The sequence below is a fragment of the Faecalicatena orotica genome, assembly GCF_905197545.1.
Classification (GTDB): Bacteria; Bacillota; Clostridia; order Lachnospirales; family Lachnospiraceae; genus Faecalicatena_A; species Faecalicatena_A orotica.
The window spans coordinates 66,986-92,316 of sequence record NZ_CAJJZH010000003.1 but is presented as its reverse complement, the minus strand read 5'-3'; the positions used below and the strand labels follow the sequence as shown (position 1 = coordinate 92,316).

Sequence of the window (25,331 nt, the reverse complement as noted above, 5' to 3'; positions counted from 1 at the left end):
CCTTATCTGGCTACGTTCCTGATGGACGTAATCTGAATTTTTTCATAAATTTCTTCAAAATCCTTTTTTTCAAAAAAGCCGGTCTTCTCCTGCATGGCATTTGCCGCCGCTATGGCACTGGCATACCGCAGGAGCTTTTCATCTTCGAAACGGTTCTTTATTCCAATGGCAAATCCTGCAAGCATGGAATCACCGCACCCTACCGTATTTTTAACTTCAACTTTAGGAACTGCCGCCTTATAGATCCCGGATGGCGCTGCCATAAGCGAGCCTTTTTTCCCGAGTGAGACAACCACATAGGTAATTCCTTTCCTTCTCAGGTAAAGCGCTGTTTCTTTTAATTCTTCTTCCGATAATTCCCCCTTTCCTGTAAGCTGTCTGATCTCATCCTGATTTGGCTTAATCAGGGCTGGCCTTGCACAGATGCTTTTTTGAAGCAGTTTGCCGCTTGTATCCAGCAGGACCGGGATACCACAGTCCCGTGCTGCCTGTATCAGTCTGACATAAATCTCGTCATCCATGCCTTTAGGTGTGCTTCCCGATATAGTAACCACTTCTGCCTGGGCGAGAAGATCCCTGTACCGCTGCTCTAACTCTGCAATCTTTTCCTGTGGGACAGCTTCCCCGGCTTCTAAAAATTCTGTCTGGATACCGGTTTCTGCATCCATGATGTTAATGCAGCTTCGCGTCTCTCCCCCTACATGGACAAATTCCGTACGGATGCCATCTTTTTCTGCCAGTTCCTCGAGAAGGGCCCCATTATGCCCTCCTGCAAATCCCGTGGCAATTACGCTTTCTCCTGCAATAACCGCTGCCCTTGAAACATTCAGCCCTTTTCCGCCTGCACTGTACCGGCAGCTGCTGACCCGGTTTACCTGGCCGGCATTCATTTTTTCCACCAGATACCGCTTGTCAATTGAGGTATTCAGTGTAACTGTGAGTATCATAAAGTTCTCCTTTCTTTTCATTGTTCGTTATTGCCGAACACCGTTCTTGTTTTTGCTTATATAAAAGAGCCTGACTGGATACAGACTCTGATATTTTCCATACATTCTATCCGCGGTATCCCAGCTTTCCGGATATCGCACGTGTTGCCTTCTTGATTTCTTCAGCTGCCTCTGCTGCTTTCTCTTCCGTCATCTTTACCGCTGAACTCGAAATACTGATAGCTGCCACAGGTTTCCCCTGATAATCATGGATCGCGGCTGCCACACATTTCAATCCGAGCTCTACCTCTTCATTATCCGTGGAATATCCCTTCTTTCTGATACATTCCAGCTCCTTTCGTATCTCTTCCTTGTCTGTCATGGTGTTCGGCGTAAGAGCTTCGAGCTTCTGGCTGTCCAGAATCCTTCCTATATCCTCCGGCTTTAGTTCTGCCAGCACTGCCTTGCCGATGCCCGTGCAGTACATCGGCGCCCGTTTTCCCACCTGTGAATACACGACCCTTGTATCAGGGGCGTCCATTTTGTCGATATAAACGACTTCCTCGTCTTTATAAAGTCCCATGTGCACCGTCATTTTAAAATGCTCTGACAACTCCTTTAAATATGGTCTTGCAATCTCCCGGATATCCATACGTTCCTGCACAATGCAGCCAAGTTCAAATAACTTAAGCCCCAGCCGGTACCGCTTATTGTCCGGGTTCTGTTCCAGATACCCCTCCTGGACAAGCGTATTCACAAGACCGTAAATGGTACTTTTCCCGAGTCCCATGTAGGATGCTATATCTGTAATGCCAATTTCCGAAACGCCTCCTGAAAGGTATTCCAGAATCTTCAAAGCCCGTTCCACAGACTGTATTGTCACTCCCTGTTTCATCCGTGACTCCTTTCTATTGATCGCTCTAGTGTTCCATCCAGTGAGTAATGATACTTACTGGATGGAGCACTAATCTATCTGATTCACAAGCGTTCCCAGTTTTTCAATCTTACACTCAATGACGTCCCCTTTATGTAAAAATCTGGGCGGTGTGAATCCCATCCCGACTCCCTTTGGTGTTCCCGTGGAAATAATCGTCCCAGCTTTCAGAGTCATACCCTGACTCAGTTCATGAATCACATAACCGATATCAAAGATGAGCAGGTCCGTGCTGCTAGACTGCCTCAGTTCCCCGTTAACCAGAGTCTGGATCTTTAATTTCGGCGGATACATAATCTCATCCTTTGTCACAATAGCTGGGCCCATAGGGGTAAAACCATCCAGGCTTTTTCCGAAGTACCACTGTGTGTGTCTGGTCTGCAGGTTTCTTGCACTCATGTCATTCAGAATTGTATAGCCGAAAATATAGTCCAGTGCATCTTCCTCTCTTACATTTCTGGCATCTTTCCCAATGATGACTGCCAGCTCTGCCTCGTAATCCAGACTGTCAACAATATCCTCATATGCAGGAATGCCCTGCCGGTGTCCGGCTGCCTCGTTCACCCTTTTTGAAAAATAAACCGGATAAGAGGACTGAATGTCAAAAGAGTCCTTCTCAAATCTGGCTGCCTCTCTGGCATGCTCCAGATAATTCACGCCGAGACAGATGACATCCTGCTTTGGATATGGAATGGGCGCACGCAGGACAATCTCATCTGCCGGCACAATAAATAAACTTTCGTCCTCCGCCCGCCGGCTTAACTGCTGCCTCTCCTCTTCTGTCATAGATACAATCAGTTCATTCATGTCAGAATACGGCAGGTTCAGGACCTCCTGCGGAGCAACCCACTCCCCCTTGGAATCAAGAAGCCCCAGCCTGTCCTCAGGCGCTCCCGCGGCCCTGTATGTAATAAGTCTCATATAGGTGATACCTCCTCTGTCATTATCGCTCTTTTGTTGTTCGGTATTATAGAACTATGTTCTGAAAATATTATAATCCTCTTTTTTACATTTTTCAAGTGCAAATTCAGACTTGCGGATGGACCAGCGAAATGAAGGGACGGCTGCAAGCCTCCTGAGTGTACATATGCCGTTTCGAAGTGCTAAAGCGGGCCTTAGAAGTTCTTGGAAGGTGGCAGCCGGCAAAGCGGGGTGATTTTGTGATCACCGAATCACAAAATCGTCTGACCCAGCGCGGGAAATCACCAGATTTCCCGTGATGTGTCAGACCCTGCCCCGCTTTGCCGGCTGGCGGCTTCCTAGAATTTCTTAGGCCCGTGTCCGCATATCGAAACGGCATATGTACACTCAGGAGGCTGGCGGCTGTCCCTTTATTTCGCGTCCCCCCGCCCGCTCACAAGTCAAACCCTTGTTCGCTAAACTCTCCGAATGAAATTACTTCCAGCGCCTTGTTTACAGCCATCTCTTCCTCCATTGACCGTTCCCTGTTAAGATACTCCGCAACTGCCGCAAAATGCGATGCGATTGCCATATCTTCTTCTCTTTCCCCATCCGTAACCAGATGTCCCGTTTGGTAAAAGGGGAGGATCGCAGGCACTGCGCTATACCAGCCAATGTTTGAAACTGCCTGCTCATAATGACGGACTTCACGATCCAGTTCCTGTAATCCTATGTGTTCAGGAACTGCCTTCTCCCATTTATCACTGGAAGTATCTGTTTCATCAAAATATTCCAGCCGGTATCCCAACAGGAAATGGTAGCCATTTTCCCGAAGGATTTGGGCCGCACGGGGGTTTTTCTCCATCCACCCACCGCCCAGCCAGCTGAATATTTCTGGTTTTATCCCGGTCTTTTCTTTTATCATCTGATCTGAATGCCGTATTTCATACTGCAGTTCTTCTTCACTTATCTCCCCTTGTAAAAGATAGTGTCTCGATGTATGGTTTACGATGGTATGATTCACACTGATTTGGGCCGCCTCTTCCCAGTTCATGGCATATCTTTTATCCGTATATTCATCCGGCACCCACTGCATGCGGTATGGGGTGAGCACTTGTTCCTGTTCTGCCGCTGGGGTATTGATAAAATCTGTCACCAAAAGAAACCAGCCATGCATCCCTTTTTCCTCCAACAGCCTGAAAAGTACCTCATAATTATTCCGATACCCGTCAAACGCACCGATTATGACAGATGGTTTTTTCCCGCGTAAACCTGTCTTCAGGTACGCAAGGGCGTCTTTCGGGGTCCAAACCTCATAATGCTCCTTCACAAATTCGAGATGCTTATCATATAGCCCCCTCCGGTTTAAGGGCGTATTGTGAAAATGGAGGCTTCTCTGGTAACAGCCATGTTTCAGCCATGTGTAAACTTTGTCAACAGTATTTAAAGCTTTCACACGAATTCCCTCCTCCTTGCATGTCAAATGGCTTTTTTATGGACCAGATCCATCAGTTCACTTTCATAGAGAGATGCTGTAAACCCTCCCAATGCCACCGTGGATTTAGAACCACAGAGCTGCCCGTAAAGGATACATTCCTCCAGGGATTTCTTCTGAACCAGACCGTATGCAAACCCTGCGGCGAAATTATCTCCTGCACCCGTTGTGTCCACTACCTTTCCCAGATCAACGGAAGGATACCTTAACATCCTGCCTCCGCCGGCTGCAATCACACCGTCGCAGCCGAGCTTCACTACTGTGTTTGCCGTATGCCCGGACAGTTTTTTAATCACAGCCTCGGGCTCGGGCTCACCGGTAATCCGCCTTGCTTCCATTAGGTTTGGCAGGAAATAATCACAGTTTTCTATCTGCTTTAATAAAATCTCCGAGGTCAGAAGCCTTTCGTCCCAACTGCAGTCCAGAATTACTTTTGTTCCATGTCGACGGAGTTTTTTCATAAGATCCAGATAATTCTCCTTATCTGTCATACTAAATACCGCAACTTCCATCGGGACCTCATCGGCAATATTCTCAATATGCTGTTCCAGTTCATGCTCCTTTTCTTTGGCAGCATAAGACACAAACGATCTGTCATTTCCAAAATTCAGGACAACAGAAGCCTGCAGATAAGGCTGCGGGATATGCAGGAAAAGCCTGGTATCGACACCTTCTTCCAGTGCGGCCTCATGAATGAAGCTGCTCATAATATCTGTCCCGTATATGCAGGGAATCCCTGTTTTCAGATTCAGTCTGGACGCTGCTGCCGCCACATTAAAAGCTCCCCCGACTGTAACTTTCATCTGGTCTGCCCATACTTCTTCCCCCGGACTAGGAAGACTTTCTATACCGGAAAATATCAAGTCACAGCAAATATCGCCGAATACTACTAAATCATATTTTTCTCTCATTATTTCACCCATATCTGTCCTAAATCATGAACAGTAACTCTCTCAAGTTTTTACTTCCAGTCTCCCAAATACTCTTTATGTACCTTCTGATACGCTTTCACCAGCTGCTTTGCCAGTGAATAAGAACCTACCAAAGGATGTTCCATAAGTGCCATATAAGCCAGTTCGAGTGATTTTTCCTGTACCGCCTGTACAGTCCGTCTCTCATATAGCTTTACTTGCTGCATCATGATTCGGTTTGCTTCGGGCACATCCATGATTTTTACCGGCCTTACGCCGCCTGCGTCTACCTGGCAGGTAATCTCCACGATATCATCATCCTTCATAAAATCAATCGCGCCTTTATTAGGGACATTGACTGCAAGGTCTATCGGATGATTATTTTTCTGGGCTTCGATGTAGTTCAGGGCAACCCCCGCATAACCCTCGAGCACTTCAACCTCTTCCAAACCCGGATGAATCCCTTTAATCCCCAGTTTTTCAAGATTCAGAGGCACTTTTTTCACAGACTTCCCGCCCAGCTCCACCGACATATATGCTTGATTCCGGGCATTCATTGCCTCCTCATAAACCTGGTAAGCCTTTTCCGGATTTTTTACCACATTTACCATACGCAGACGCTCCAGCATCTCTCTATTCAGTCTGAGGATCGTCTCGCCTCGCGTCATCGGTGCATTGAGGATATTATGAAGCGCACGTTCCCGATGATAATAGTAATAAAGATAACCATTAGGCAGTGCATTCAGATGGCGTATTAAGTCCCTGTCATAATACAAAAAATCATGGTAATGCTGTATGAAATCTTCATTTTTCATCAGGTCTTCAAAAATATCTGTCCCGTATAATTTAATCTGGTCCGCCCAGGTCAGGTGATTGAGTCCGTACAGGCGGATGAACAAATCACCGGCATTCACATGGAGTGACTTTGCCAGTTCAATTTTTACCCCGGCCGCATTATCACAGATCCCTATCACATTATCATATCCCGCGTCGTAAAGGGCCTGTGTAACCAATCCTGCCGGATTCGTAAAATTAAACACTGTCGCATAGTTACTTTTTTCTTTTATAATCCGCATATACTCTTTCATAACCGGAATTGTCCTGACTGCATAGGAAAATCCGCCTGCCCCGGTTGTCTCCTGCCCTATGACACCAAGATCCAAGGCAGTCCTTTCATCCCTGACACGGCCCTCATCACCGCCAACCCGGATTGCCGTCACAACATAGTCCGCATCCGCCACTGCCTCCTCGATGGAATCTGTCAGGATTATATTTAAAGAACTGGTTTTCCTGACAGCATATCTGGCTATATTTCCGAAAATCTGGAGCTTTTCCTCATCCGTATCCATCAGGCGCAGTTCCTCAATTCCTGCTTTTTCCGCGTATTTGGCTAGAGACTGGCAAAAAAATACTGTCCTGACCCCGCCCCCGCCAATTAATGCCATTTTCATAGTCAATAACCTCCCAAGCTGCGGGGAGGAGAAGACTCTTTTCATAACAGGCCCCGCCTAAGGGGAACGCCTGCTCTTCTCTCACCCCTGATTCTATCTGTACCCTTCTATCTGTTCAAATTGGTTTCAATCATTGCGTTCCCTTCTTTTTCCATCGTCTTAAGGGCTGCATCAATGTCTCCGTCTTCTACCATCTGGCGCAGCTGCTGCCTGCAGATGGTATATAATAACTGAGATGCATCCAGCGTGTAGGCACCATCTTCCTGTCCGTAAGGAAGGATATCCTGAGTAATTGCTATACACTTTTCAACAGATCCCTTCTCCGGATCGTATTCCAGATCTTTGAATGCATTCTGATCTGCCGACAATGCCCCCGTACCCAAAGCCCAGCTTTCGGTCATCTCTGTCGTTGTCATATATTTTACAAACTCCCATGCTGCTTTCTGCACTTTTTCATCGGTTTTGCCTGATACTATATATCCCCAGCCGCCTGTTGCAACGCAGTAGGGATCAGATCCTTCCACGAAAGACGGCATGTTAAATACCTGGTAATTCAGTCCTTCTGCATCTGTATCGAAGCTGCTTGCATACCACGGGGCCCCTATACACATAACTGCAGATCCCTGTGTAAATAGGTCATACCGGGATGTACCGCTGTCGGATACGGCTTCTTCACCTTTGCAGTATTTGAGCATGAATTCTGCCGCTTTCTTCCCTTCTTCTGTATCGAAATGGACCGTACTGTTCTCCTCATCCCTATAATCACCGCCATACTGCCAGATCAGAGAGGCAAACATCGCTTCCCATGATGAATAAGCATATGCGAGCCCCGACTGTGTTACCGTATCCCCCTCTTTTACCGTGACTTCTTTTGCGAACTCAGCCAGCTCTTCCCAGGAAGCCGGGCCATTGTTTTCCACCCAGGAAGCCGGCAGTTCCTTCCCCGTCTTCTCTAAAAGGTCCATATTAACAAATAAGCTGGGGCTTTCTACATTGATTTCAGCAGGGACACAATAATATTCATCCTCATATATTTTGTTTTTCAATGCACCTTCATAAAACTGGTTCTCCATCTCCTCCTTTGTCAGGCATTCCCCTGAAACCGGGGCCAGTTTCCCGGCTTTTGCCCAAGGTGTAATACTCTGCCATGTAAAAGCCGCATCTGGCTGTTGGTCAGCCGCAAAAGCCTGTGTCAGTTTATCCGAAAAATTAGGAAAATACTCTGCATTTACCTTTACGGTATCACTCTGTGCATTAAACTTGTCTACTGCCTCTTTAAACCATCCCATGTATGTTGTGGAGTCCTGCGTCCAGAAGGATATTTCAATTTTATCCCTGTCTTTTGAAGAATCCGCCTTCGTATCGTCACCTTTTCCTCCGCATCCCGATAAACTTCCACCCGCCAGTGCAGCTGCCATAAGTATCGCAATTACTCTTTCTCTCTTTTTCATGATCTTTTCCTCTCTTTCATTTTGAATTGCCTCTGTACATTACTTCTTTGCTTTTAATCCCCTTAGCCTTTTACACCTCCCATTGTCAGTCCTGCCACAAAATGTTTCTGGGCCACGCAGAATACACCAAATACAGGCACTACCGCCATTGTGGATGCTGCCATGAGAAGCTCGAATTCACTCTTCTTGTCCGTAGTCAGTGATGCCATACCTATTGGAAGCGTAAACAACTCCCTGCTGTTTACGTTGATCAAGGGCCACAGAAAGGAGTTGTAGCTCCCCATGAAAATAAAGATGAACAAAGCAGCCGCAGCCGGCTTTACCATAGGAAGAACCACCTTGAAAAATGTCTTATACTGGCCGCAGCCATCGATTTCCGCCGCCTCTATATAGTCATCCGGTATGGATTCCATAAACTGACGCATCATAAACAGACCAAAAATATTTACAAAAAACGGAATTGTCAGAACCAGATATGTATTTGTCCAGTGCAACCTGACCATTATTTTGTAAAGAGGGATAATCAGCGTGTCATATGGTATCATCATACATGCAATCATCACCCAGAATATGAATTCTTTTGCCTTAAATTTGTACTTTGCAAATACATACCCGGCGAGGGCACTCGTCATGATTCCGGCGAATGTATTGACCAGCGCGGTAATAAGGCTGTTTGCAAAATATTTAAAAAACGGGATAGCTTCCAGGACCTTTTTGTAATTTTCCCATCTGAAGCGCTCCGGCCAGAATGTAGGCGGCATTCTGAGAAGTTCCATCTGCCCTTTCAGGGAGGACAGAAGCATCCAGATAAACGGGAAAATCATAGTGACCGCCCCCAGACTCAGCAGGAGCAGCACGATTATTTTTCCAAGTTTTAGTTTTTTCACCTTTTTCGTCATTTCTCTCCCCCTTAAGCCAATTCTTTCTTTTCTCTCGTTATCAGACGCTGGAACAGACTGAATACAAGAATGATGCCCATCAGCACCAGAGACATCGCAGATGCATAAGCGATATCATTATTATTGATGCCTCTGTTCATAATGTGCAGCATCAGCACATAAGTGCTTGTACCGGGCATGCCGTCCGTCAGTACTTTTACCGGTGTAAAAATCATGAATGCCTGTGTTGTTGCCATAATGCAGACAAAGAAAACATTCTGCCGGATCAAAGGGAGCGTAATATGGAATGTTTTCCTCCACCCGTTTGCACCGTCTACTTCTGCGGCTTCATAGAGGGAGAGATCTATCCCCCGTATCGCTGCCACCAGAATAACTGCATAATAGCCGATCAGCGCCCATACCTGAATGACACACAGACAGAAAAGGGCTTGTCCGCCCGAGTTAAGAAACTGCTGCGGCAGGAAACCGAAGAATCCCAACACTGCATTGATAATGCCGTATTGCTGGTGATAAAGCCATTTCCATACCATACAGATGGCCACCATCGAAATAATAGACGGCAGGAAATAGACAAATGTGAAAAACTTATTCAGCTTACTCTTAATGGAATTAATCCCTAACGCCAGCGTAACGGACAATACTACCGTCAATGGAACAATAATTAAGACTGATTTTACAGTGTTCCACACAGCGATCGGAAACAAAGTATCTTCAGTGAACATTTTTATGTACTGTTCAAAGCCTACAAATTTCCAGTCACTAAAAGCCATATTGGCATTCGTAAAGCTGTAAAATACAACTGAAAATATGGGCAGTATCATAAAAACAAAAAACCAGATACAGATCGGAACCAGAATACTTAATACAAAAAGAAGTCTGCGTCTTTTTCTTGTCACCGTAAATCTTCCCATATTTCTAATCTTCCCAGTTTTCAAGACTCCTGCCTCCTTCTTTTCTTTTTGATAATCATGCTGCTTTCCTCCCTTCTGGAATAGAGACTCTCTTCCCGCTTAACTGATAATCCCAGTATAATAAGATTCCCTGAAATATCCTTTAAGTCTTTTGCCGGATTTTTCATCATTTTTGACGTTGTTATGTAAAAAAAGAAAACTATCCATACCTCAAATAACTTTTTCGTATGCGATAGCCTTCTTTTTATTACTTAGCTGTATTCATTTGCTTTCTAAACTCTTTTGGACTTATTCCGATCTCCTTTTTGAACATTGCATTAAAATGAGTGATATTATTGTACCCGACGGAAGTTGCAATGTCAGTAATCAGCATATCTGTATCACACAGTAAACTTCTTGCCTCTCGTATTCTCTTATTCGTAATAAATTTAATCATCGAATATCCCGTATCTTTTTTAAACTCTCTGCTCAGATAGGACTGGTTCACATAGAGCATTTCTGCAAGTTCACCCAGATTCATATCTTCTCTGTAATGCTGCTCAATATAATTCAGTACCTCAGATATAATCTTCTTATGCTTCAGTTTTTCTCCCACCGTGTAGCACACGTTCTGCTGTTCATTTCTGAAATATTCACGGTGTAATTCCAGCAGCATCCAGGTAAGCAGGGCACGCAGGGCATCCTTGTACCCCTCCCGCCTTTCTTCATACTCCTTCAGCATAAGATCGCACATCCCCTGATATTCTTTCTGCTTTTCAGGCCCCGGCCTGTACAAATGGCTGAAGGTGCCCGGCCTTCTGTAAAATATATCCAGCAAATCCAAATCACTCGAAGGTATCTGGTTCTTAAACATTTTTTCCGCAGAAAACATAACGATGAAAGCGTCAAAATACTCATTCTCGTATATTGCGCTCTTATGCAGTTCACTGTCATTGATTACAAAAATATCACCTTTCTCAAAAGCATACACTTTATCTCCTATATAATATTTCCCCCGGCCTTTGATACAGATGAACAATTCAAGCTGGATATGCCATTCCATAGGCATATGCCATTCTCCTTTATTGCGGTCTATAAATACGCGGATATCAAACTCCTGACGGAATGTCTTCAGAGCCTCCGGCAATTCTCCGGTCATGCTATCATCTCCCTCATTATCTGCTTCTGAATGTAATGATTTCATCCTAGCATACTTTAGCTCCTGATTCAATTACTGCTTTTCTATTTTTTATTTTACTGAAAACAATCGTCAAAAAATCATAAGTATTCAATAAAATATCTTTAGCTATAACATTTCTTTGTTGTTATAATATTGAATAAAATCCCTCTGTAATTCCCACTAGATAAAAGGAGACAATTATGAAAAATACATCAATACCAAATACCTTCACCAACCCCGTCATTCCAGGATTTTATTCCGATCCAAGCATCTGCCGGGACGGCAGCCATTACTATGCCGCTTTCAGCAGCTTTGAGTATTATCCCGGCGTCCCACTTTTTCACAGCTGTGACCTGATCAACTGGAAACAGATTTCCTATTGTCTGGCCAGCGATTCCCAGCTATCTTTGGAGGATGCCGTGACCTCAGATGGTATCTATGCCCCTACACTCCGTTTGTTTAACCACAAGTTTTATATGATCACTTCCAACAGGTGCTCAAAGTACGGGAACCACTTTTATGTAACTGCGTCCCGTCCAGAAGGTCCGTACAGCGAGCCTGTATGGATCACAGACCACCTCGGAAATTCTATCGGTGGTGTAGATCCCTCGCTATTTTTTGATGCAGACGGTTCTGTGTATTTTAGCTGTGTGGCATGGGACAAAGAGGGACAGGGAATCGGACAGGCCTGCATAGATCTGGATACTGGGAAACTGAGAGAGCCACTCAGGATCATCTGGCATGGAACGGGCAGGACCTTTCCCGAAGGTCCTCATACTTATCTGGTCAACGGCTGGTACTATCTGATGATTGCAGAAGGGGGGACTGAATATGGACATCAGGTTTCAATTGCACGCTCCCGCAATATACGGGGACCGTATGAACCCTGTCCACATAACCCTGTCCTGTCACAGAATTACCAGATCATACAAAGTGGATGTATTCAGGGTACGGGGCATGGTGATCTGTTTCAGGCTCACGACGGTACATGGTGGCTGATCGTACACGGCTTCCGGACTTCTCTTGGTAAACTGCACCACCTTGGCCGTGAAACTATGCTGGTACCGGTCACATGGGATGAAGAGGAGTGGCCGGTTGTGAATCAGAATGGCTGTATTGGTGAGAGTACCTCTCTGCAAGGTGTTTTTTCAAATGTGGTACAGGAAGATATTCCAGATTTTACAGATGATTTTTCTTCGGATACCTTAGACATGCAGTGGAATTTCCTGCGCAATCCACGCATGCAGAATTATCATTTTCCCGCCGCAAATGGAAAAGGTGTGATTCTCGTTGGAACTGCCAATACCTTAAACGAAGAGAAATCACCCGTCTGGCTAGGCATCCGGCAGCGTCATTTTAACTGTAGTGTTGAAATTAGAATGACATTTACTCCAAGCGAATCAGACGAAGCAGGATTTACCGTTTACCAGACACCGGAACATCATTACGATGTGGCTGTCACATCAGAAAACGGGAAAACAGTCTGTTTCTTAAGAAAGAAGGTCGGTGACATCGAATGGACCGGTGAGAAAATGATAATGCATGCTGATACTTTTACAATACAAATGTTCGCCTCCAGAACCGGATATCATTTCTCAGTCCTGTCTGATGGTAAAGAATATCGTTTGGGAAGCGGGAGGACACAGCTTCTCTCAACAGAAGCAATGCAGTACCAGAACTTCACCGGGACATTCCTTGCTTTATATGCCACCTCGCCAAATCCGGAGCCAGTTCCTGCACACTTCACATTCTTTCAATACAGATCTGCGAAAGAATTTTAGTCTTGTGGACGGATGGGAGGCTGGCGGCTATCCCTTTATTTTGCGTCTCCCCCCCCACCAGTCTAAACCTTGTTCAACCTTAACATTGACTTCTTTACTTTGAGAATGTAGAATAGGAATATCTGAGTTTACAGCACACTATACTTGTATTTAGATTAGAAAAGATAAAGGAGTTTTTATTATGGAACATTTAACGATCCCCCAGGGATACTCCTCTCCTCTTACAATCCGTGAGACGGAGGTCGCGATTAAAGAGATCAAGGACCATTTTGAGCGGTCACTTGCAAAGTCACTGCATTTAACCCGTGTTTCGGCGCCCTTTTTTGTACGCCCGGAATCTGGTATGAATGATAATCTGAACGGGACGGAAAGACCGGTGTCTTTCGGAATACGTGAGCAGGATGATGCTCCGGCTGAGATTGTACATTCTCTGGCAAAGTGGAAACGTTATGCACTAAAGAATTATGATTTCCATTCAGGGGAAGGGCTCTATACAGACATGAGTGCGATCCGCAGGGATGAGGATACGGATAATATCCATTCTCTTTATGTTGACCAGTGGGACTGGGAGAAGATCATTTCTAAGGAAGAACGGAACATGGAGACTCTGGAGTATACGGTCCGCAAGGTTTACAGTGCCCTGAAAGAGACAGAGGAATACATATCAAGACGGTATAATTATATCGAGCCGTGGCTTCCTGATGAGATTTTCTTCATTACCTCTCAGGAACTGGAGGATATGTTCCCGAATCTGACTCCTAAGGAACGGGAGCACCGGGTTGCCAAGGCAAAGGGAGCCGTCTTTATTTCTCAGATCGGAAAGACGCTGGCATCGGGAGAGAAGCATGACGGACGTGCACCTGACTATGATGACTGGGAATTAAACGGGGATATCATCGTGTATTATCCGGTTCTGGATATCGGACTGGAACTGACATCTATGGGAATCAGGGTTGACGAGGATGCTCTCAGAAGACAGCTGAAGGCTGCCGGATGCGAGGACCGCGCGGAACTGATGTTCCAGAAGGCCCTGCTGAATGGGGAACTGCCTTATACAGTGGGCGGCGGAATCGGACAGTCAAGAATCTGTATGTACTATTTAAGAAAGGCACATATAGGGGAGGTCCAGTCTTCCATATGGCCCGAGGATATTGTAAACTGTGCACTTGAAAATGGAATTCATCTTCTTTAGAACTATCATCTGGTACACAAAATAAGGATGCTGACAGACCCGTGGCCGGTATAAAATTTTAAAATTTGCAGGGCAGTATGGCGTAAAGCTATTCTGCCCTGCTTTTTTGTATTTACGTTTAATATTACTATTGACAATGTTCTTTTTATATGCAACAATTGTTATACAACATATGTTTTACTATGATTTTGAAAAGGAGGTGGACTGCATGCCGCCTAAACCCAAAATAACGGCAGAAATGATTATGAATACGGTTCTGGACCTTACAAGAGAATCTGGATTTGAAACTGTTAATGCCCGAAGTATCGCCGGCAGATTACAATGTTCAACCCGCCCGATTTTTACTTGTTATGAAAACATGGATGAATTAAAAAAAGAATTTCTTGTCTTTGCATATGAATACTACGAACAGTACGTCACACATTATAGAAATTCTGAAGTTGTCAGCCCTTATTTAACCCTGCCCCTCTCATACATTGCCTTTGCCCGGGAAGAAACACATTTATTTAAGCTTCTGTTTATAAACGATATGGATTTGGACATGACTGACCCAAAAGATTTTTATAAGGAGGCTGGCAATGAAAATAAAGCCGGGATTTTCTCGAAAATGACCGGGATAGAACCTGAACGGGCTAAAGTCATTTTTCTGGATTTATTTCTTTATACACATGGCATAGCCGTCTTAACAGCAACGAAAAAAATATCACTGGACAGAATCAATACTGAGAAAATGGTAGGAAATACATTGTCGGCTTTTATAAAACAAGAAAAACCTGATTGGGATTTATCATTTTGATATTCAAAAACGAATTATGGAAAGGTGCAATATGGAAGCAAACCAGCATTTAATCGATTTTTATACTCATTATGATGAGGACGGACGACTTTTATCAAAACATGGATCAGTTGAGTTTCTCACTACTATGCGTTACATACAGATGTATCTGGAACCAGACAGCCATATACTTGAAATTGGCGCCGGAACAGGCCGGTATTCCCACGCACTGGCACAACAGGGATATGCCGTTGAGGCCGTTGAATTGGTAGAACATAATATTGAGATTTTCCGTCAAAATACACGACCAGACGAACACATCACTATCACCCAGGGAAATGCAATGGATTTATCTGCTTTTCAGGATGACAAATATGATATTACCCTGCTCTTAGGTCCTCTGTATCACCTTTATAATACAGAAGATAAACAACAGGCACTTCGTGAAGCAATCCGTGTAACTAAACCGGGAGGTGTGGTTTTTGCGGCTTATGTTATTTCCGATGGCTGTCTCCTAGACGAAGGATTCAAACGCGGAAATATCAGTGTTACAGAATATATTGAAAATGGCCTGCTTGACCCTGTGACGTTTGCCGCAAGATCCAAACCGAAGGATTTGTTTGAACTTGTCCGGAAAGAGGACATCGATTATCTAATGTCCACGTTTGACATTACCCGCCTGCATTATGTAGCGGCTGACGGGTGTGCCCTTTTTATGCGTGAAGTTTTAGATATGATGGATAATTACAACTTTGAACTATTTTTGAAATACCATTTTGCTACTTGCGAACGCGAAGATTTAACCGGCATTACAAGCCATGCAGTTGATATATTCAGAAAATAAACAAGTCCGAATTTCTTCGGATCAAAAAAGTGGACCCGGATTAGCGGGTCCAAGTAATAAAGATACACAGATATTTACTTTCTTCTAACCCCAACGGCCTGTGAATGCTGTGCCGAATGCCGGTCTTCCACTACGTCTTTCGGATAGCGGATTACTCCGTTATTTTCATATGGATCGTTGAAATAATATCCTTCCTCATCATAACCGACCAGAAGCATGCAGTGCTCGTTAGATATCCACGTGAAAGTCTCATCACAGTCATGTAGCTTCCAGCATGGTCCTGTGATTGGTTCACGCATGTTGATGCATGCCCAGAAAATGACAGGCATTCCCTGATCTACATAGTTTTCCAGAAGCTGCCTTACCGGCGTGCCTGTCTCATCAATAATCTCATAGTCATCCCCGGCCGCTTTCTGAAGCGCCCTGCATATAACAGGTGCATAACAGCCGAAGGATTCTTCGTCGTACGGACTTCCGCAGAAGCATTCATATGGGTTCGGACCGTAAAGTTCTCCGTTTTTTTCCTCAAATCCACTCAGTTCCAGATATTTTTCTATGAACTCATCGACTGTAACTGATACGCCCAAATATTGAAGGAGCATGACTGCCGATACACTCTCGCATCCGGTCGGATATTTTACACTCTGGTCTATGTAAGGTACGTCAATCTTAATCATCTGCTTTCACCGTTTCTGTTTTATTCCCCGTATATTTTCTCATAAAGGTAAGCACGATCAGGAGAATTGCCATGCTCAGGCCAAGTGTAATCCACCATACTTTCACGAATCCGGCGATGATATAGCCGACTACACACACGATAGCAACTATGACTGCATACTGCATCTGTGTGGATACATGGTTGATATGATTGCTCTGTGCTCCGGCCGATGACATGACCGTCGTATCAGATATCGGGGATACATGATCGCCGCAGACTGCTCCGGCCAGTACCGCTGAAACTGCAATAACCATCATTTCCAGATTCTCTCCGCCTGAGAACATTGCTACTACAATCGGCACGAGGATTGCAAAAGTTCCCCAGGATGTTCCTGTTGAAAAAGCCAGGAAGATAGCAACTGCAAACATGATTGCCGGAATTAAAATACTTGCAGATGCATTTGCACCCACAATTCCTCTTACAAAGTCGGCAATCTGAAGTGCATCGCCCATTCCCTTCAGGGACCATGCAAAGATCAGAATCGCTACCGCAGGTATCATCAGTTTAAACCCTTCTACAAAACTGTTCATAAAGCCTTTGAATGTAATGACCTTTCTCGGAAGGTATAAAACAAGCATAAACAGGATTGTGATCATCGTCGCAAAGATCAGGCTTGTCTCGGCATCACAGCCAGAAAAAGCTGTCACTATATCTGTTGCGCCTCCAAGAAACCCTGTATAAATCATGGCACCAATTGCTGAAACAATCAAAACAGCTACTGGCAGGACAAGGTCGATCACCCGGCCTTTGGAAGAAGATGTCTCTTCTTTTATCTGCTCGAATTCTTCCGCACCGGTCGTAAATAAATCTCCCCTTGCCGCATTATCTTCATGCTTCTTCATCAGTCCGAAATCAAAACCGGTAATGATGATATACAATACCATCGCCAGAGTAAGCAGTGCATACAGATTATAAGGAATTGTCCTCAAAAACAACTGGAATCCTGTAATGCCTGCATCTTCAGGCACATAGGAATTTACTGCTGCAGCCCAGCTGGAAATAGGTGCGATGATACAGACCGGGGCCGCCGTCGCATCAATAATATATGCAAGCTTCGCCCTGGACACCTTATACCTGTCAGTAACCGGCCTCATAACAGACCCAACAGTCAGGCAGTTAAAATAATCATCCACAAAAATCAGCACACCAAGTCCCGTCGTTGCAAGAAGCGCACTCTTCTTCGTCTTAATCTTGCTGCCCGCCCAGTTTCCATATGCGGCAGACCCTCCCGATTTGGACATCAGTACAATAATCATTCCGAGCAGCACATCAAAAATCAAAATATTCAGATTCATGCTGTTCTTCATGATCTCAAAGAATGCCACAAAAGAATCCCACGGCTGGAATCCCGTATACAGCAGCGCCCCCACTGCAACACCAATAAACAGGGAACTGTATACTTCTTTAGTAACAAAAGCCAGAATAATGGCCAGCAGCGGCGGTACCAGCGACCACCATGTTCCGATAAACATTGAACCATCCATAAAGTAACCTCTCTCTCATATTTATTCCCACTTGGCAACTGCCGCGAAGGATCGATACTACATACATTTTAGCGAATTAACGCAAAAGATACAATCTTTTTTTCAGAAAAAACCGCAAAAAAGCGCAAAGGGGTCAGACCCCTTTGCGCTCCGTTTTCAGAATATTCTTAAATTAATGATTTTGTCTTAACGGAAATCTTTTCCTGAACAAATGTCCTAATGCGTTATTGATAGCTCATTCGGGGCATATATCCCGGCATTTTATTCTCTTCTGACTCCAGTACGTGGTTCCCAATATACTGCATATTTCCTTCATCATCGGGCTTTATTCTGACTTCGTGTGTGAATGCACGGTCTGTGCCTGCCTGCAGTAATCCGGCATCAACAGTCAGGATTACGGTACCGTCTTCCTGTTCTGTGACTTTTACTACTTCGGGAAACGGCTGGGGCTGAGGAATGACGGTTCCACAGCCCATTGCTTCCCAGCTGTAGGTCTGCTTTTCTTCTGAATATCCCGGAAATTGCTCTAGCTTAGATGCTGATATGGGGAAGTAAGATGTTATGATTGATTCATACAGTTCTTTTGGCACACCATCCGGATATTCCTGTTCCTCATACTTTTTTCCTGTTTCCATTGTATATAAAAACTCAAAAACGTCATTAAATACAACTTTATCTATACTTGCCTCATCCCAGTCTGTCAGGAAGAGGTTGTTCCCCATGTAGCTTACAGGCACGATATATCTGCTGCAGTATTCCCGGCATTCCTGCGGAAGTGGAAGCACCCGGAACATGCTGTGCATGTCCATCTCGTGGTTTTTAGACTTGGATGCTTCTATGATGAGCCAGCCTTTTTCTGTGTACTGCCAGTCATAAACTTTTTGTTTTTCCATATAAGAAATACGGAGTTTCTGAGGTTCCTCCCCCCGGGACCAGCCAGCACCTGCACAGGTCATAACCATCTCTCCTTTCTTGAACTCAAGCCGTCTCCATTCAAAAACGCCACTTTTTGTAATGTGGAAAAATTCTGCTTCGGCTTCTTCTCCGGCTGAAGCGTTTTTTAACACCACATCCAGCAATTCTTCATTCTGCATATTACAAATGTTTCCTCCGCAGGATACTGTATATCCATTATCTGCCAGACGGCGGGCAAGTTTTTCCATAATCTGGTCCGGCAGAACTACATTATCTGCATTCCCTTTATCTGCCTGTTCATAAATATTCCAGCATGGCTCCACTGCTTCCAGTATATGTTCTCTTATTCTTTTTTCCTCCTCGCTGCTTATGGTAATCAATTCCGGTTCGTATTCGTCCGGTTCTTCCTGTACATATGACTCAGAAGACTCAGAGCCGCCAGTGTTCTCATTCCTGTCCCCTTTTGTCCTTCCAGATATTCTGCCTGCATATACTAAAATAGAGATAAGCAGTATTGAAATGCATAATGCTGATATTACATATCTCATTTTCTTCATATTCAGTCTGCCCCTTTCTTTTCATAAACAATCCCAATTTCTTACATTTGTAATATTTATATTATCTTACGCCTGTAAGATTAAAAAGTCAAGAAAAGAAAATACATGAATAAAACGGTATTGAAACTTATATTTTTTGGAAAGCTATTTTATAAAAGTACAGATTAAGAAGACTCTCACGAAAAAAGGAAATTAAGGCGAAAGTGCACATTTTCAAAGGGGTCAGACCCCTTTGAAATTTTCTACTAAATAACACTTGACAGTTTTAACTGTAACACCTATAATTACAGTTAAGAACTGTAATATTTTTGTTTACAATATATGCCAGAAAGGAGATTTCATGAAACATTCTGATATAAATATGGTTACTGGTTATCTGGGGACTTATTCCTCACCGCTGAGTGAAGGAATTTACCGTTTTACGCTTAATAAAGACACCGGGATTCTCTCTGGGCCGGAATTGTTCTACAGACTGCCGGACTGTAAGTATTTGTCACTTTACAACAATCTGCTGGCCGCCTCGGTGAAGTCAGGGGATGAGGCCGGGATGAGTCTGTTGGATATTGGGAGAGGTGAGCCCTCTCTGGCAGGCGCGATTTACGAAGAGGAAACGACAGCCTGCTTTGTTACTCAGGACGGAGATTTTATTTATTCGGCCAATTATCATCAGGGTATTGTCCTGATCTATAAAAAAACGGACGGCGGCCTTATTTTGTACAAAAGAATTGACATTGCCCCTGGTGCGGGATGCCATCAGATTCTGTTCCATGAACATTATATGCTGGTTCCCTGCCTCCTTAAGGATGAGATCCGGATTTTTGACCGCAGCCGGGACTACTGTCCTGCCGGAAGTATATTTTTCCAGTCGGGAACCGGCCCAAGACACGGGATATTCTCGAAGGAGCACCGGTATCTTTTTGTCGTCAGTGAATTAAGCAACGAGCTGTACGTTTATCGTGTTGAGAGTGGAATCCGGATGACGATGCTCTCTGTAACCCCTCTCTTGACGCAGGAACAGACAAAGCAGTCTTTACAGTCTCCTGCAAGCGCGGCAATCCGTTTTTCACCGGATGAGCGCCATCTGTATGTATCCACCCGTTTTACAGAAATTATTTCTGTTTTTCAGGTTCAGGAAGGTCAGGTACAGCTGATCCAGCAGACCGGAAGCGGCGGGATTCACCCGAGAGATTTTGTACTGACAGAAAACGGGGCGTACCTTCTGGCTGCAAACCGCACAGAAGGCGGACTCGTTTGTTTCCCCGTCGATCCGGACAGTGGGATGATCGGACCCGAGTGTTCCAGAATTCCTGCCCCCGAAGCAGTAAGCATTGTATTAAACGAGGCATAACTGTTCAGAACCATTATAACGAGAAAACAAATTGAAAAGGAGAATATAGAATATGAAACAGACATTTGATATAGGATTAATCGGATTATCCGTCATGGGACGCAGCCTTGCACTGAATATGGCAGATCATGGTTTTAAAGTAGCCGGCTATAACCGCAGCCCGGAAGTAACGGAACAGGTGATGAAAGAACACCCCCACGAAAATCTCGGGGCATTCTACAGCCTGGAAGACCTCCTTGCAGCCCTGAAGAAACCGCGGAAAATCTTTCTGATGATTCAGGCCGGCCGGCCCGTGGATGCCGTGATTGACCAGCTCACCCCATTGCTGGAGGCCGGAGATATCGTCATGGACGGAGGAAATTCTTACTTTGAGGATACCAACCGCCGCTTTGCAAAGCTTGAGGAAAAGGGCATCCGCTATCTCGGTGTCGGCGTATCAGGCGGTGAAGAAGGGGCACGGCGCGGGCCGTCCATCATGCCGGGAGGCAGCCGGGAGGCTTATGAGGAAGTAAGCTCAATTCTGGAATCAATCGCAGCAAAGGCGATGAACGAGCCATGCTGTACCTACATTGGTCCAAAAGGTGCCGGCCACTATGTAAAAATGGTCCACAATGGGATTGAATATGCAGATATGCAGCTGATCGCAGAAGCTTATCTAATGTTAAAATACGCAGGAGGTTTCACAAATGAGGAACTAGCTGCAACATTCCATGAGTGGAACGAAGGCGAACTGAAGAGTTATCTGATCGAGATTACCGCGGATATTTTCCGTGAGAAAGATGATCTTGCCCCGGGGTACTTAATTGACCACATTCTGGACAGTGCAAAACAAAAAGGGACCGGGCGATGGGCAAGCATCGAATCCCTCCATCAGGGAGTCGACATCTCCATGATCACGGCCGCCTGCAACGCACGCGTAATGTCAAATCAATTGGAACAGAGAAAAGCAGCCTCTGGGCTGATCCCGGATACCCTTCCGGCACAAAATGCAGAAAACATTCCTTATTCAGGTGATAAAAAAGCGTTTGCTTCGATGGTGCGCGAAGCCCTCTACTCTGGGAAAATCATTGCCTATGCCCAAGGCTTTGCCCTTATGAAGGATGCATCCGCACAATTTGAATGGAATCTGGATCTCGGCAGGATCGCATCCATTTTCCGGGCGGGGTGTATCATTCAGGCTGCATTTTTAAACGATATCACGGAAGCATACCATAGAGACAAAGGACTTCCAAACCTGATCCTCGATAAATTCTTCCTCGCACGGATCAATCAGAACCAGAACAGTCTTCGGCGTGTCGTTTCCACGGCCATATTAAATGGCCTGCCGGTTCCTGCTTTTGCAAATGCAGTATCCTATCTGGATGAGTTCCGCTCAAAAGCAAGCGGTGCAAACCTGATTCAGGCACAGCGGGACTGCTTCGGCGCCCACACCTTCGAACGAACAGACAGGGATGGGGCATTTCACCATGAATGGAGGGAATCACTATGAAAATCCATACAAATATCACCATTTTCGGCGGGACCGGAGACCTGACCTTCCGGAAACTGCTGCCAGCCCTCTATACCATGTTCAACACGGGCAAGCTGCCGGAAAACAGCCGTATCGTCATTATTGGACGCAGGGATTACGACAGCGGCTCTTACCGGGCTCTGGCAAATGACTGGGTAAAGAAATTTTCCAGACTCCCTTATTCCGCAGAGACCTTCAACGCATTTTCCGGTCAGATCGATTATTTCCGCATGGATTTGTCGAACCCGAAAGATTACCGGCGTCTTGATGAATATTTTTCAAAGGATGACATCGGCTCACATATCTTCTATCTTGCCGTAGCCCCCAGATTCTTTTCCGTGATTGCAGACGGACTAAAAACGGTGGAAGGGGCATGTCAGGGGAAGGTCATCATAGAAAAACCGTTCGGCGAAAACCTTGAGGCCGCGAAAAAATTAAACGAAGAACTGGAGAGTCATTTCGGCCCGGAGCAGATCTACCGCATCGATCATTATCTGGGGAAAGAAATGGTCCGCAATATTCAGGCAATAAGATTTACCAACCCGATCTTTACCGACATCTGGAATTCCCGCTACATCGAGTCCGTGCAAATCTCTGCTCTGGAAGACGTGGGTGTGGAGACAAGAGGCGGTTACTATGATGCCAGCGGCGCACTGAAGGATATGGTACAGAACCACCTTTTCCAGATCCTCTCAATCGTTGCAATGGAGCAGCCGGAAGTATTCAACAGTACCCATATGCATACCGCACAGGTGGAAGTACTAAAATCCCTCAGTCCTGTGGGGCAGGCAGACATCGGAGATACACTTGTGCTGGGCCAGTATGAAGGTTACCGTGAAGAACCTCTGGTATCCCCTGACTCCAACACAGAAACCTTTGCCGGACTGCGGCTCTACATTGACAATGAACGCTGGAGAGGGACGCCATTTTATATTCGGACAGGGAAAAAGACAGGCACGCGGCAGATGGAAGTTTCTATCGTTTTTCGCCGTTCTATGCCGGAAGTGGAGCCAAATGTCCTGATCATCAAAATCCAGCCGACAGAAGGCGTTTACCTCCAGTTCAATATCAAACGCCCCGGCGATACCGATGATATCATCCCGACAAAAATGGATTTCTGCCAGAACTGCGATCTTGTACATCAGTTGAACACCCCGGAGGCTTATGAGCGGCTTCTCACCGCATGCATAAACAGCGAGCGTTCATGGTTCTCACAGTGGGATCAGATCGAAATCAGCTGGAATTATATCGAACAGCTGAAACAACTTTTTACAAAAAAAGGGCTAAAGGTTTATCCCTATGCCCCGGGAACACACGGTCCGAAAGAGTCCAATGAATTTCTGGCACGCACAGGGCACCAGTGGATGGAATAAAAACGAAAAGGGGGCTGGTAAAAAATGACCGAAGAATTAAAGAAGGCCGCTGCCCTGAAGGCGGCGGAAGAAATCAGAAGCGGCATGATGCTCGGACTGGGCACCGGCTCCACTGTTTACTATCTGGTTCAGCATCTCGGCGAGCTGGCCGCCGCGGGCCTTCAGATCCATGCTACGGCAACCTCCCGTGCCACGGAAGATCTGGCCCGGCAAAATGGGGTTCCACTCGTTGATATAGAAAAAGTCAGAGAAATCGATCTGGCAATAGACGGAGTCGATGCGATAGATCCTGCATATCAGGCAGTCAAAGGAGGCGGAGGTGCCCTGTTCCGCGAAAAGGTGATTGCCACCAGAGCAAAGCGGGTCATCTGGATCATGGATGAGCGAAAACTCATGCCCCACTTAAGCCACGTCCCACTTCCTGTAGAAACTGCGCCTTTCGGATACCATTTTACCGAAAAAGAAATAAAGGACCTTGGATTTATCCCGGAGCTTCGAACGCGGGACGGCGAAATATTTACCACTGACAATGGGAATTATATTCTTGACCTGGCTGGAAACGCTGATATGGATTATCGAATCATGGCACATAAACTGAAAGAAATAACCGGCATTCTGGAAACCGGATTTTTCAGTCCGATATGCGAGAAAATCATCGTTGGAACTAAAAATGGAGTCATCGTAAAAACGAAAGAAAGATAAAGATAAGAAGCTGCCGCAGCAGCTTCTTTTTGTTTTTTGAATCCTGATAGAATCCTGATAATTAAACCCTATACTTGGAATATAAAAGAGAGCACCGTGCTTTTCAATCCACGTCTGTGCTAAGAATAAATGATATCAAATGGAGGAACAGATACATATGAAACGGATATTTATGAAAAGGATTCTTATTATTTTACTGCCTCTCTTATCCCTAACACTGCTTACAACGGGATGTTCAGCCAGAACACATATCCTGAAAGAACAGGGAAAAGCGGAATGTTATCTGGATCAGGAGGATGCTGCAAAGTTCATTTATAAAGAACAGTCTTATACGATACTAAACGACACTGTCGATAAAAATAACAGCGGTGACTGGATCGGCTTCATCTCGAAATACGCTGCCGTCACCGAAGATTACCGAATAACTAAAATGAAGGACATGGATTTGAATATCGTTGGCAGCTTAAAAAGTCTGGCTGATGAATCTAATCACGCCGCCTATTATGTTCCTTATTTAAATGTTTATAAATACAAAGACCGTGAAGATTCTACCTGTCTGATCGTAGATGCGGACCATGCCCTCCATCGGGCCGTATTATCAGACTATGTAAAGGATGGGGATGTTAAAATAGTATTTACAAAACAAACCGGCTCCGACATCTCTGAAAGTGATTTGCCGGAAATAAATAAAAATGATGTCAGACAGCTCGTCTGGAACAGAAAATTATATCAGATTACAGACCAAAAGGTACCAGATGAGAAACTAGGCGATTATCTTTGTACACTTACAGGAAACATAACCTTTAATGCGGAAAACGGGCGTGAGCTCACATTAGATGAACTTACTCATATTGAGATGGTGCCAGGTTATTTCTCACAACAGACCAGAAAAAACTGGATATTTGGTTCTGTGAATAAGTTGAGTGAAGATGCTGGAGACCGTCTTGCGGTTGAAATTAATTATAATTATGTTTATGCCGTGCTGCTTAAATAAAAAAGTCTTTGCAATATAAAATATGCAGGCTGTCTCACCGCTCTTTTCCGCTTATGAGAAGCCTGCACACTTTGATGCAGCCTGACGGTTGCGTCCCGATT

Annotated in this window: 23 protein-coding genes; 9 read left to right on the top strand and 14 right to left on the bottom strand. The window is 45.0% G+C overall.

The features are described 5' to 3' along the window. Nucleotides 1-2: 2 nt before the first annotated feature. The 11 genes from pfkB to ABIN22_RS07140 form a co-directional block, all read right to left on the bottom strand. Complete coding sequence (gene pfkB, locus ABIN22_RS07190) at nucleotides 3-947, bottom strand: 1-phosphofructokinase (RefSeq protein ID WP_346907614.1); 945 nt, start codon at nucleotides 945-947, stop codon at nucleotides 3-5. A gap of 106 nt (nucleotides 948-1,053) precedes the next feature. Next, nucleotides 1,054-1,821 (bottom strand): IclR family transcriptional regulator, encoded by a 768-nt coding sequence (locus ABIN22_RS07185; protein WP_118620701.1) that lies wholly within the window; start codon nucleotides 1,819-1,821, stop codon nucleotides 1,054-1,056. 69 nt (nucleotides 1,822-1,890) lie between these two features. Beyond that, nucleotides 1,891-2,781, bottom strand: coding sequence for a fumarylacetoacetate hydrolase family protein (locus ABIN22_RS07180; protein ID WP_346907611.1), 891 nt, complete (start codon nucleotides 2,779-2,781; stop codon nucleotides 1,891-1,893). 433 nt (nucleotides 2,782-3,214) lie between these two features. Further along, entirely contained in the window at nucleotides 3,215-4,216 is a 1,002-nt protein-coding gene (locus ABIN22_RS07175; protein WP_182440699.1) for a polysaccharide deacetylase family protein, read from the bottom strand. A gap of 23 nt (nucleotides 4,217-4,239) precedes the next feature. Beyond that, the gene (locus tag ABIN22_RS07170) at nucleotides 4,240-5,178 is read right to left on the bottom strand and encodes a carbohydrate kinase family protein (protein WP_346907609.1); all 939 of its coding nucleotides are present in this window, start codon (nucleotides 5,176-5,178) and stop codon (nucleotides 4,240-4,242) included. Nucleotides 5,179-5,216: 38 nt separating this feature from the next. Continuing rightward, nucleotides 5,217-6,617, bottom strand: coding sequence for a family 4 glycosyl hydrolase (locus ABIN22_RS07165; RefSeq protein ID WP_346907607.1), 1,401 nt, complete (start codon nucleotides 6,615-6,617; stop codon nucleotides 5,217-5,219). Nucleotides 6,618-6,724: 107 nt separating this feature from the next. Further along, nucleotides 6,725-8,068, bottom strand: coding sequence for an extracellular solute-binding protein (locus ABIN22_RS07160; RefSeq protein WP_118620706.1), 1,344 nt, complete (start codon nucleotides 8,066-8,068; stop codon nucleotides 6,725-6,727). Nucleotides 8,069-8,130: 62 nt separating this feature from the next. Further along, nucleotides 8,131-8,967, bottom strand: a complete 837-nt coding sequence (locus ABIN22_RS07155; RefSeq protein WP_118620707.1) for a carbohydrate ABC transporter permease — start codon at nucleotides 8,965-8,967, stop codon at nucleotides 8,131-8,133. Between the two features lie 11 nt (nucleotides 8,968-8,978). Continuing rightward, nucleotides 8,979-9,902 carry a carbohydrate ABC transporter permease gene (locus tag ABIN22_RS07150; RefSeq protein ID WP_118620708.1) on the bottom strand — a complete coding sequence of 308 codons (924 nt, stop codon included), beginning with the start codon at nucleotides 9,900-9,902 and terminating at the stop codon, nucleotides 8,979-8,981. Further along, a complete protein-coding gene (locus tag ABIN22_RS07145; RefSeq protein WP_346907604.1) occupies nucleotides 9,899-10,048 on the bottom strand; it encodes a hypothetical protein in 150 nt (49 codons plus the stop codon). Before ABIN22_RS07145 ends, ABIN22_RS07150 begins: the two co-directional genes overlap by 4 nt. A gap of 77 nt (nucleotides 10,049-10,125) precedes the next feature. Further along, nucleotides 10,126-11,061, bottom strand: a complete 936-nt coding sequence (locus tag ABIN22_RS07140; protein ID WP_118620709.1) for an AraC family transcriptional regulator — start codon at nucleotides 11,059-11,061, stop codon at nucleotides 10,126-10,128. 176 nt (nucleotides 11,062-11,237) lie between these two features. Between ABIN22_RS07140 and ABIN22_RS07135 the strand changes: the two genes are divergently transcribed. From ABIN22_RS07135 to ABIN22_RS07120, 4 genes are all read left to right on the top strand, one after another. Continuing rightward, nucleotides 11,238-12,818: a glycoside hydrolase family 43 protein gene (locus tag ABIN22_RS07135; RefSeq protein WP_346907602.1), complete on the top strand. Its 1,581-nt coding sequence runs from the start codon at nucleotides 11,238-11,240 to the stop codon at nucleotides 12,816-12,818. Nucleotides 12,819-12,999: 181 nt separating this feature from the next. Then, nucleotides 13,000-14,010: an aspartate--ammonia ligase gene (gene asnA / locus ABIN22_RS07130; protein ID WP_346907600.1), complete on the top strand. Its 1,011-nt coding sequence runs from the start codon at nucleotides 13,000-13,002 to the stop codon at nucleotides 14,008-14,010. 208 nt (nucleotides 14,011-14,218) lie between these two features. Beyond that, on the top strand, nucleotides 14,219-14,806 hold the full coding sequence (locus ABIN22_RS07125) for a TetR/AcrR family transcriptional regulator (protein WP_346908167.1): 588 nt from the start codon (nucleotides 14,219-14,221) through the stop codon (nucleotides 14,804-14,806). A 31-nt stretch (nucleotides 14,807-14,837) separates the two neighbouring features. Continuing rightward, nucleotides 14,838-15,629: a class I SAM-dependent methyltransferase gene (locus ABIN22_RS07120; RefSeq protein WP_346908165.1), complete on the top strand. Its 792-nt coding sequence runs from the start codon at nucleotides 14,838-14,840 to the stop codon at nucleotides 15,627-15,629. Between the two features lie 74 nt (nucleotides 15,630-15,703). On the opposite strand, the gene ABIN22_RS07115 is transcribed toward ABIN22_RS07120, so the two are convergent. From ABIN22_RS07115 to ABIN22_RS07105, 3 genes are all read right to left on the bottom strand, one after another. Beyond that, complete coding sequence (locus ABIN22_RS07115; RefSeq protein ID WP_109731951.1) at nucleotides 15,704-16,306, bottom strand: C39 family peptidase; 603 nt, start codon at nucleotides 16,304-16,306, stop codon at nucleotides 15,704-15,706. Beyond that, nucleotides 16,299-17,831 (bottom strand): Na+/H+ antiporter NhaC family protein, encoded by a 1,533-nt coding sequence (locus tag ABIN22_RS07110; RefSeq protein WP_346907598.1) that lies wholly within the window; start codon nucleotides 17,829-17,831, stop codon nucleotides 16,299-16,301. Before ABIN22_RS07110 ends, ABIN22_RS07115 begins: the two co-directional genes overlap by 8 nt. Before the next feature lie 224 nt (nucleotides 17,832-18,055). Further along, entirely contained in the window at nucleotides 18,056-19,303 is a 1,248-nt protein-coding gene (locus tag ABIN22_RS07105; protein WP_346907596.1) for a DUF6070 family protein, read from the bottom strand. Nucleotides 19,304-19,643: 340 nt separating this feature from the next. Between ABIN22_RS07105 and ABIN22_RS07100 the strand changes: the two genes are divergently transcribed. The 5 genes from ABIN22_RS07100 to ABIN22_RS07080 all read left to right on the top strand — a co-directional run bounded on the left by ABIN22_RS07100 (nucleotide 19,644) and on the right by ABIN22_RS07080 (nucleotide 25,230). Next, complete coding sequence (locus ABIN22_RS07100; protein ID WP_346907594.1) at nucleotides 19,644-20,651, top strand: beta-propeller fold lactonase family protein; 1,008 nt, start codon at nucleotides 19,644-19,646, stop codon at nucleotides 20,649-20,651. A gap of 52 nt (nucleotides 20,652-20,703) precedes the next feature. Then, nucleotides 20,704-22,140, top strand: coding sequence for an NADP-dependent phosphogluconate dehydrogenase (gnd, locus tag ABIN22_RS07095; protein ID WP_346907592.1), 1,437 nt, complete (start codon nucleotides 20,704-20,706; stop codon nucleotides 22,138-22,140). Further along, nucleotides 22,137-23,534 carry a glucose-6-phosphate dehydrogenase gene (gene zwf, locus ABIN22_RS07090; RefSeq protein ID WP_346907590.1) on the top strand — a complete coding sequence of 466 codons (1,398 nt, stop codon included), beginning with the start codon at nucleotides 22,137-22,139 and terminating at the stop codon, nucleotides 23,532-23,534. Before gnd ends, zwf begins: the two co-directional genes overlap by 4 nt. Nucleotides 23,535-23,558: 24 nt before the next feature. After that, a complete protein-coding gene (gene rpiA / locus ABIN22_RS07085; protein WP_346907588.1) occupies nucleotides 23,559-24,236 on the top strand; it encodes a ribose-5-phosphate isomerase RpiA in 678 nt (225 codons plus the stop codon). A 172-nt stretch (nucleotides 24,237-24,408) separates the two neighbouring features. Beyond that, entirely contained in the window at nucleotides 24,409-25,230 is an 822-nt protein-coding gene (locus ABIN22_RS07080; protein ID WP_346907586.1) for a NisI/SpaI family lantibiotic immunity lipoprotein, read from the top strand. The last annotated feature ends 101 nt before the right edge of the window (nucleotides 25,231-25,331 follow it).

Coding starts and splice junctions, on each gene's coding strand:
- ABIN22_RS07110 (WP_346907598.1), bottom strand. CDS start 17,831: ATGGATGGTTCAATGTTTATCGGAACATGGTGGTCGCTGGTACCGCCG.
- zwf (WP_346907590.1), top strand. CDS start 22,137: ATGAAAATCCATACAAATATCACCATTTTCGGCGGGACCGGAGACCTG.
- ABIN22_RS07115 (WP_109731951.1), bottom strand. CDS start 16,306: ATGATTAAGATTGACGTACCTTACATAGACCAGAGTGTAAAATATCCG.
- ABIN22_RS07160 (WP_118620706.1), bottom strand. CDS start 8,068: ATGAAAAAGAGAGAAAGAGTAATTGCGATACTTATGGCAGCTGCACTG.
- rpiA (WP_346907588.1), top strand. CDS start 23,559: ATGACCGAAGAATTAAAGAAGGCCGCTGCCCTGAAGGCGGCGGAAGAA.
- ABIN22_RS07145 (WP_346907604.1), bottom strand. CDS start 10,048: ATGATGAAAAATCCGGCAAAAGACTTAAAGGATATTTCAGGGAATCTT.
- ABIN22_RS07120 (WP_346908165.1), top strand. CDS start 14,838: ATGGAAGCAAACCAGCATTTAATCGATTTTTATACTCATTATGATGAG.
- ABIN22_RS07170 (WP_346907609.1), bottom strand. CDS start 5,178: ATGGGTGAAATAATGAGAGAAAAATATGATTTAGTAGTATTCGGCGAT.
- ABIN22_RS07165 (WP_346907607.1), bottom strand. CDS start 6,617: ATGAAAATGGCATTAATTGGCGGGGGCGGGGTCAGGACAGTATTTTTT.
- ABIN22_RS07080 (WP_346907586.1), top strand. CDS start 24,409: ATGAAAAGGATTCTTATTATTTTACTGCCTCTCTTATCCCTAACACTG.
- ABIN22_RS07135 (WP_346907602.1), top strand. CDS start 11,238: ATGAAAAATACATCAATACCAAATACCTTCACCAACCCCGTCATTCCA.
- ABIN22_RS07105 (WP_346907596.1), bottom strand. CDS start 19,303: ATGAAGAAAATGAGATATGTAATATCAGCATTATGCATTTCAATACTG.
- ABIN22_RS07185 (WP_118620701.1), bottom strand. CDS start 1,821: ATGAAACAGGGAGTGACAATACAGTCTGTGGAACGGGCTTTGAAGATT.
- asnA (WP_346907600.1), top strand. CDS start 13,000: ATGGAACATTTAACGATCCCCCAGGGATACTCCTCTCCTCTTACAATC.
- pfkB (WP_346907614.1), bottom strand. CDS start 947: ATGATACTCACAGTTACACTGAATACCTCAATTGACAAGCGGTATCTG.
- ABIN22_RS07100 (WP_346907594.1), top strand. CDS start 19,644: ATGAAACATTCTGATATAAATATGGTTACTGGTTATCTGGGGACTTAT.
- ABIN22_RS07140 (WP_118620709.1), bottom strand. CDS start 11,061: ATGAAATCATTACATTCAGAAGCAGATAATGAGGGAGATGATAGCATG.
- ABIN22_RS07155 (WP_118620707.1), bottom strand. CDS start 8,967: ATGACGAAAAAGGTGAAAAAACTAAAACTTGGAAAAATAATCGTGCTG.
- gnd (WP_346907592.1), top strand. CDS start 20,704: ATGAAACAGACATTTGATATAGGATTAATCGGATTATCCGTCATGGGA.
- ABIN22_RS07180 (WP_346907611.1), bottom strand. CDS start 2,781: ATGAGACTTATTACATACAGGGCCGCGGGAGCGCCTGAGGACAGGCTG.
- ABIN22_RS07125 (WP_346908167.1), top strand. CDS start 14,219: ATGCCGCCTAAACCCAAAATAACGGCAGAAATGATTATGAATACGGTT.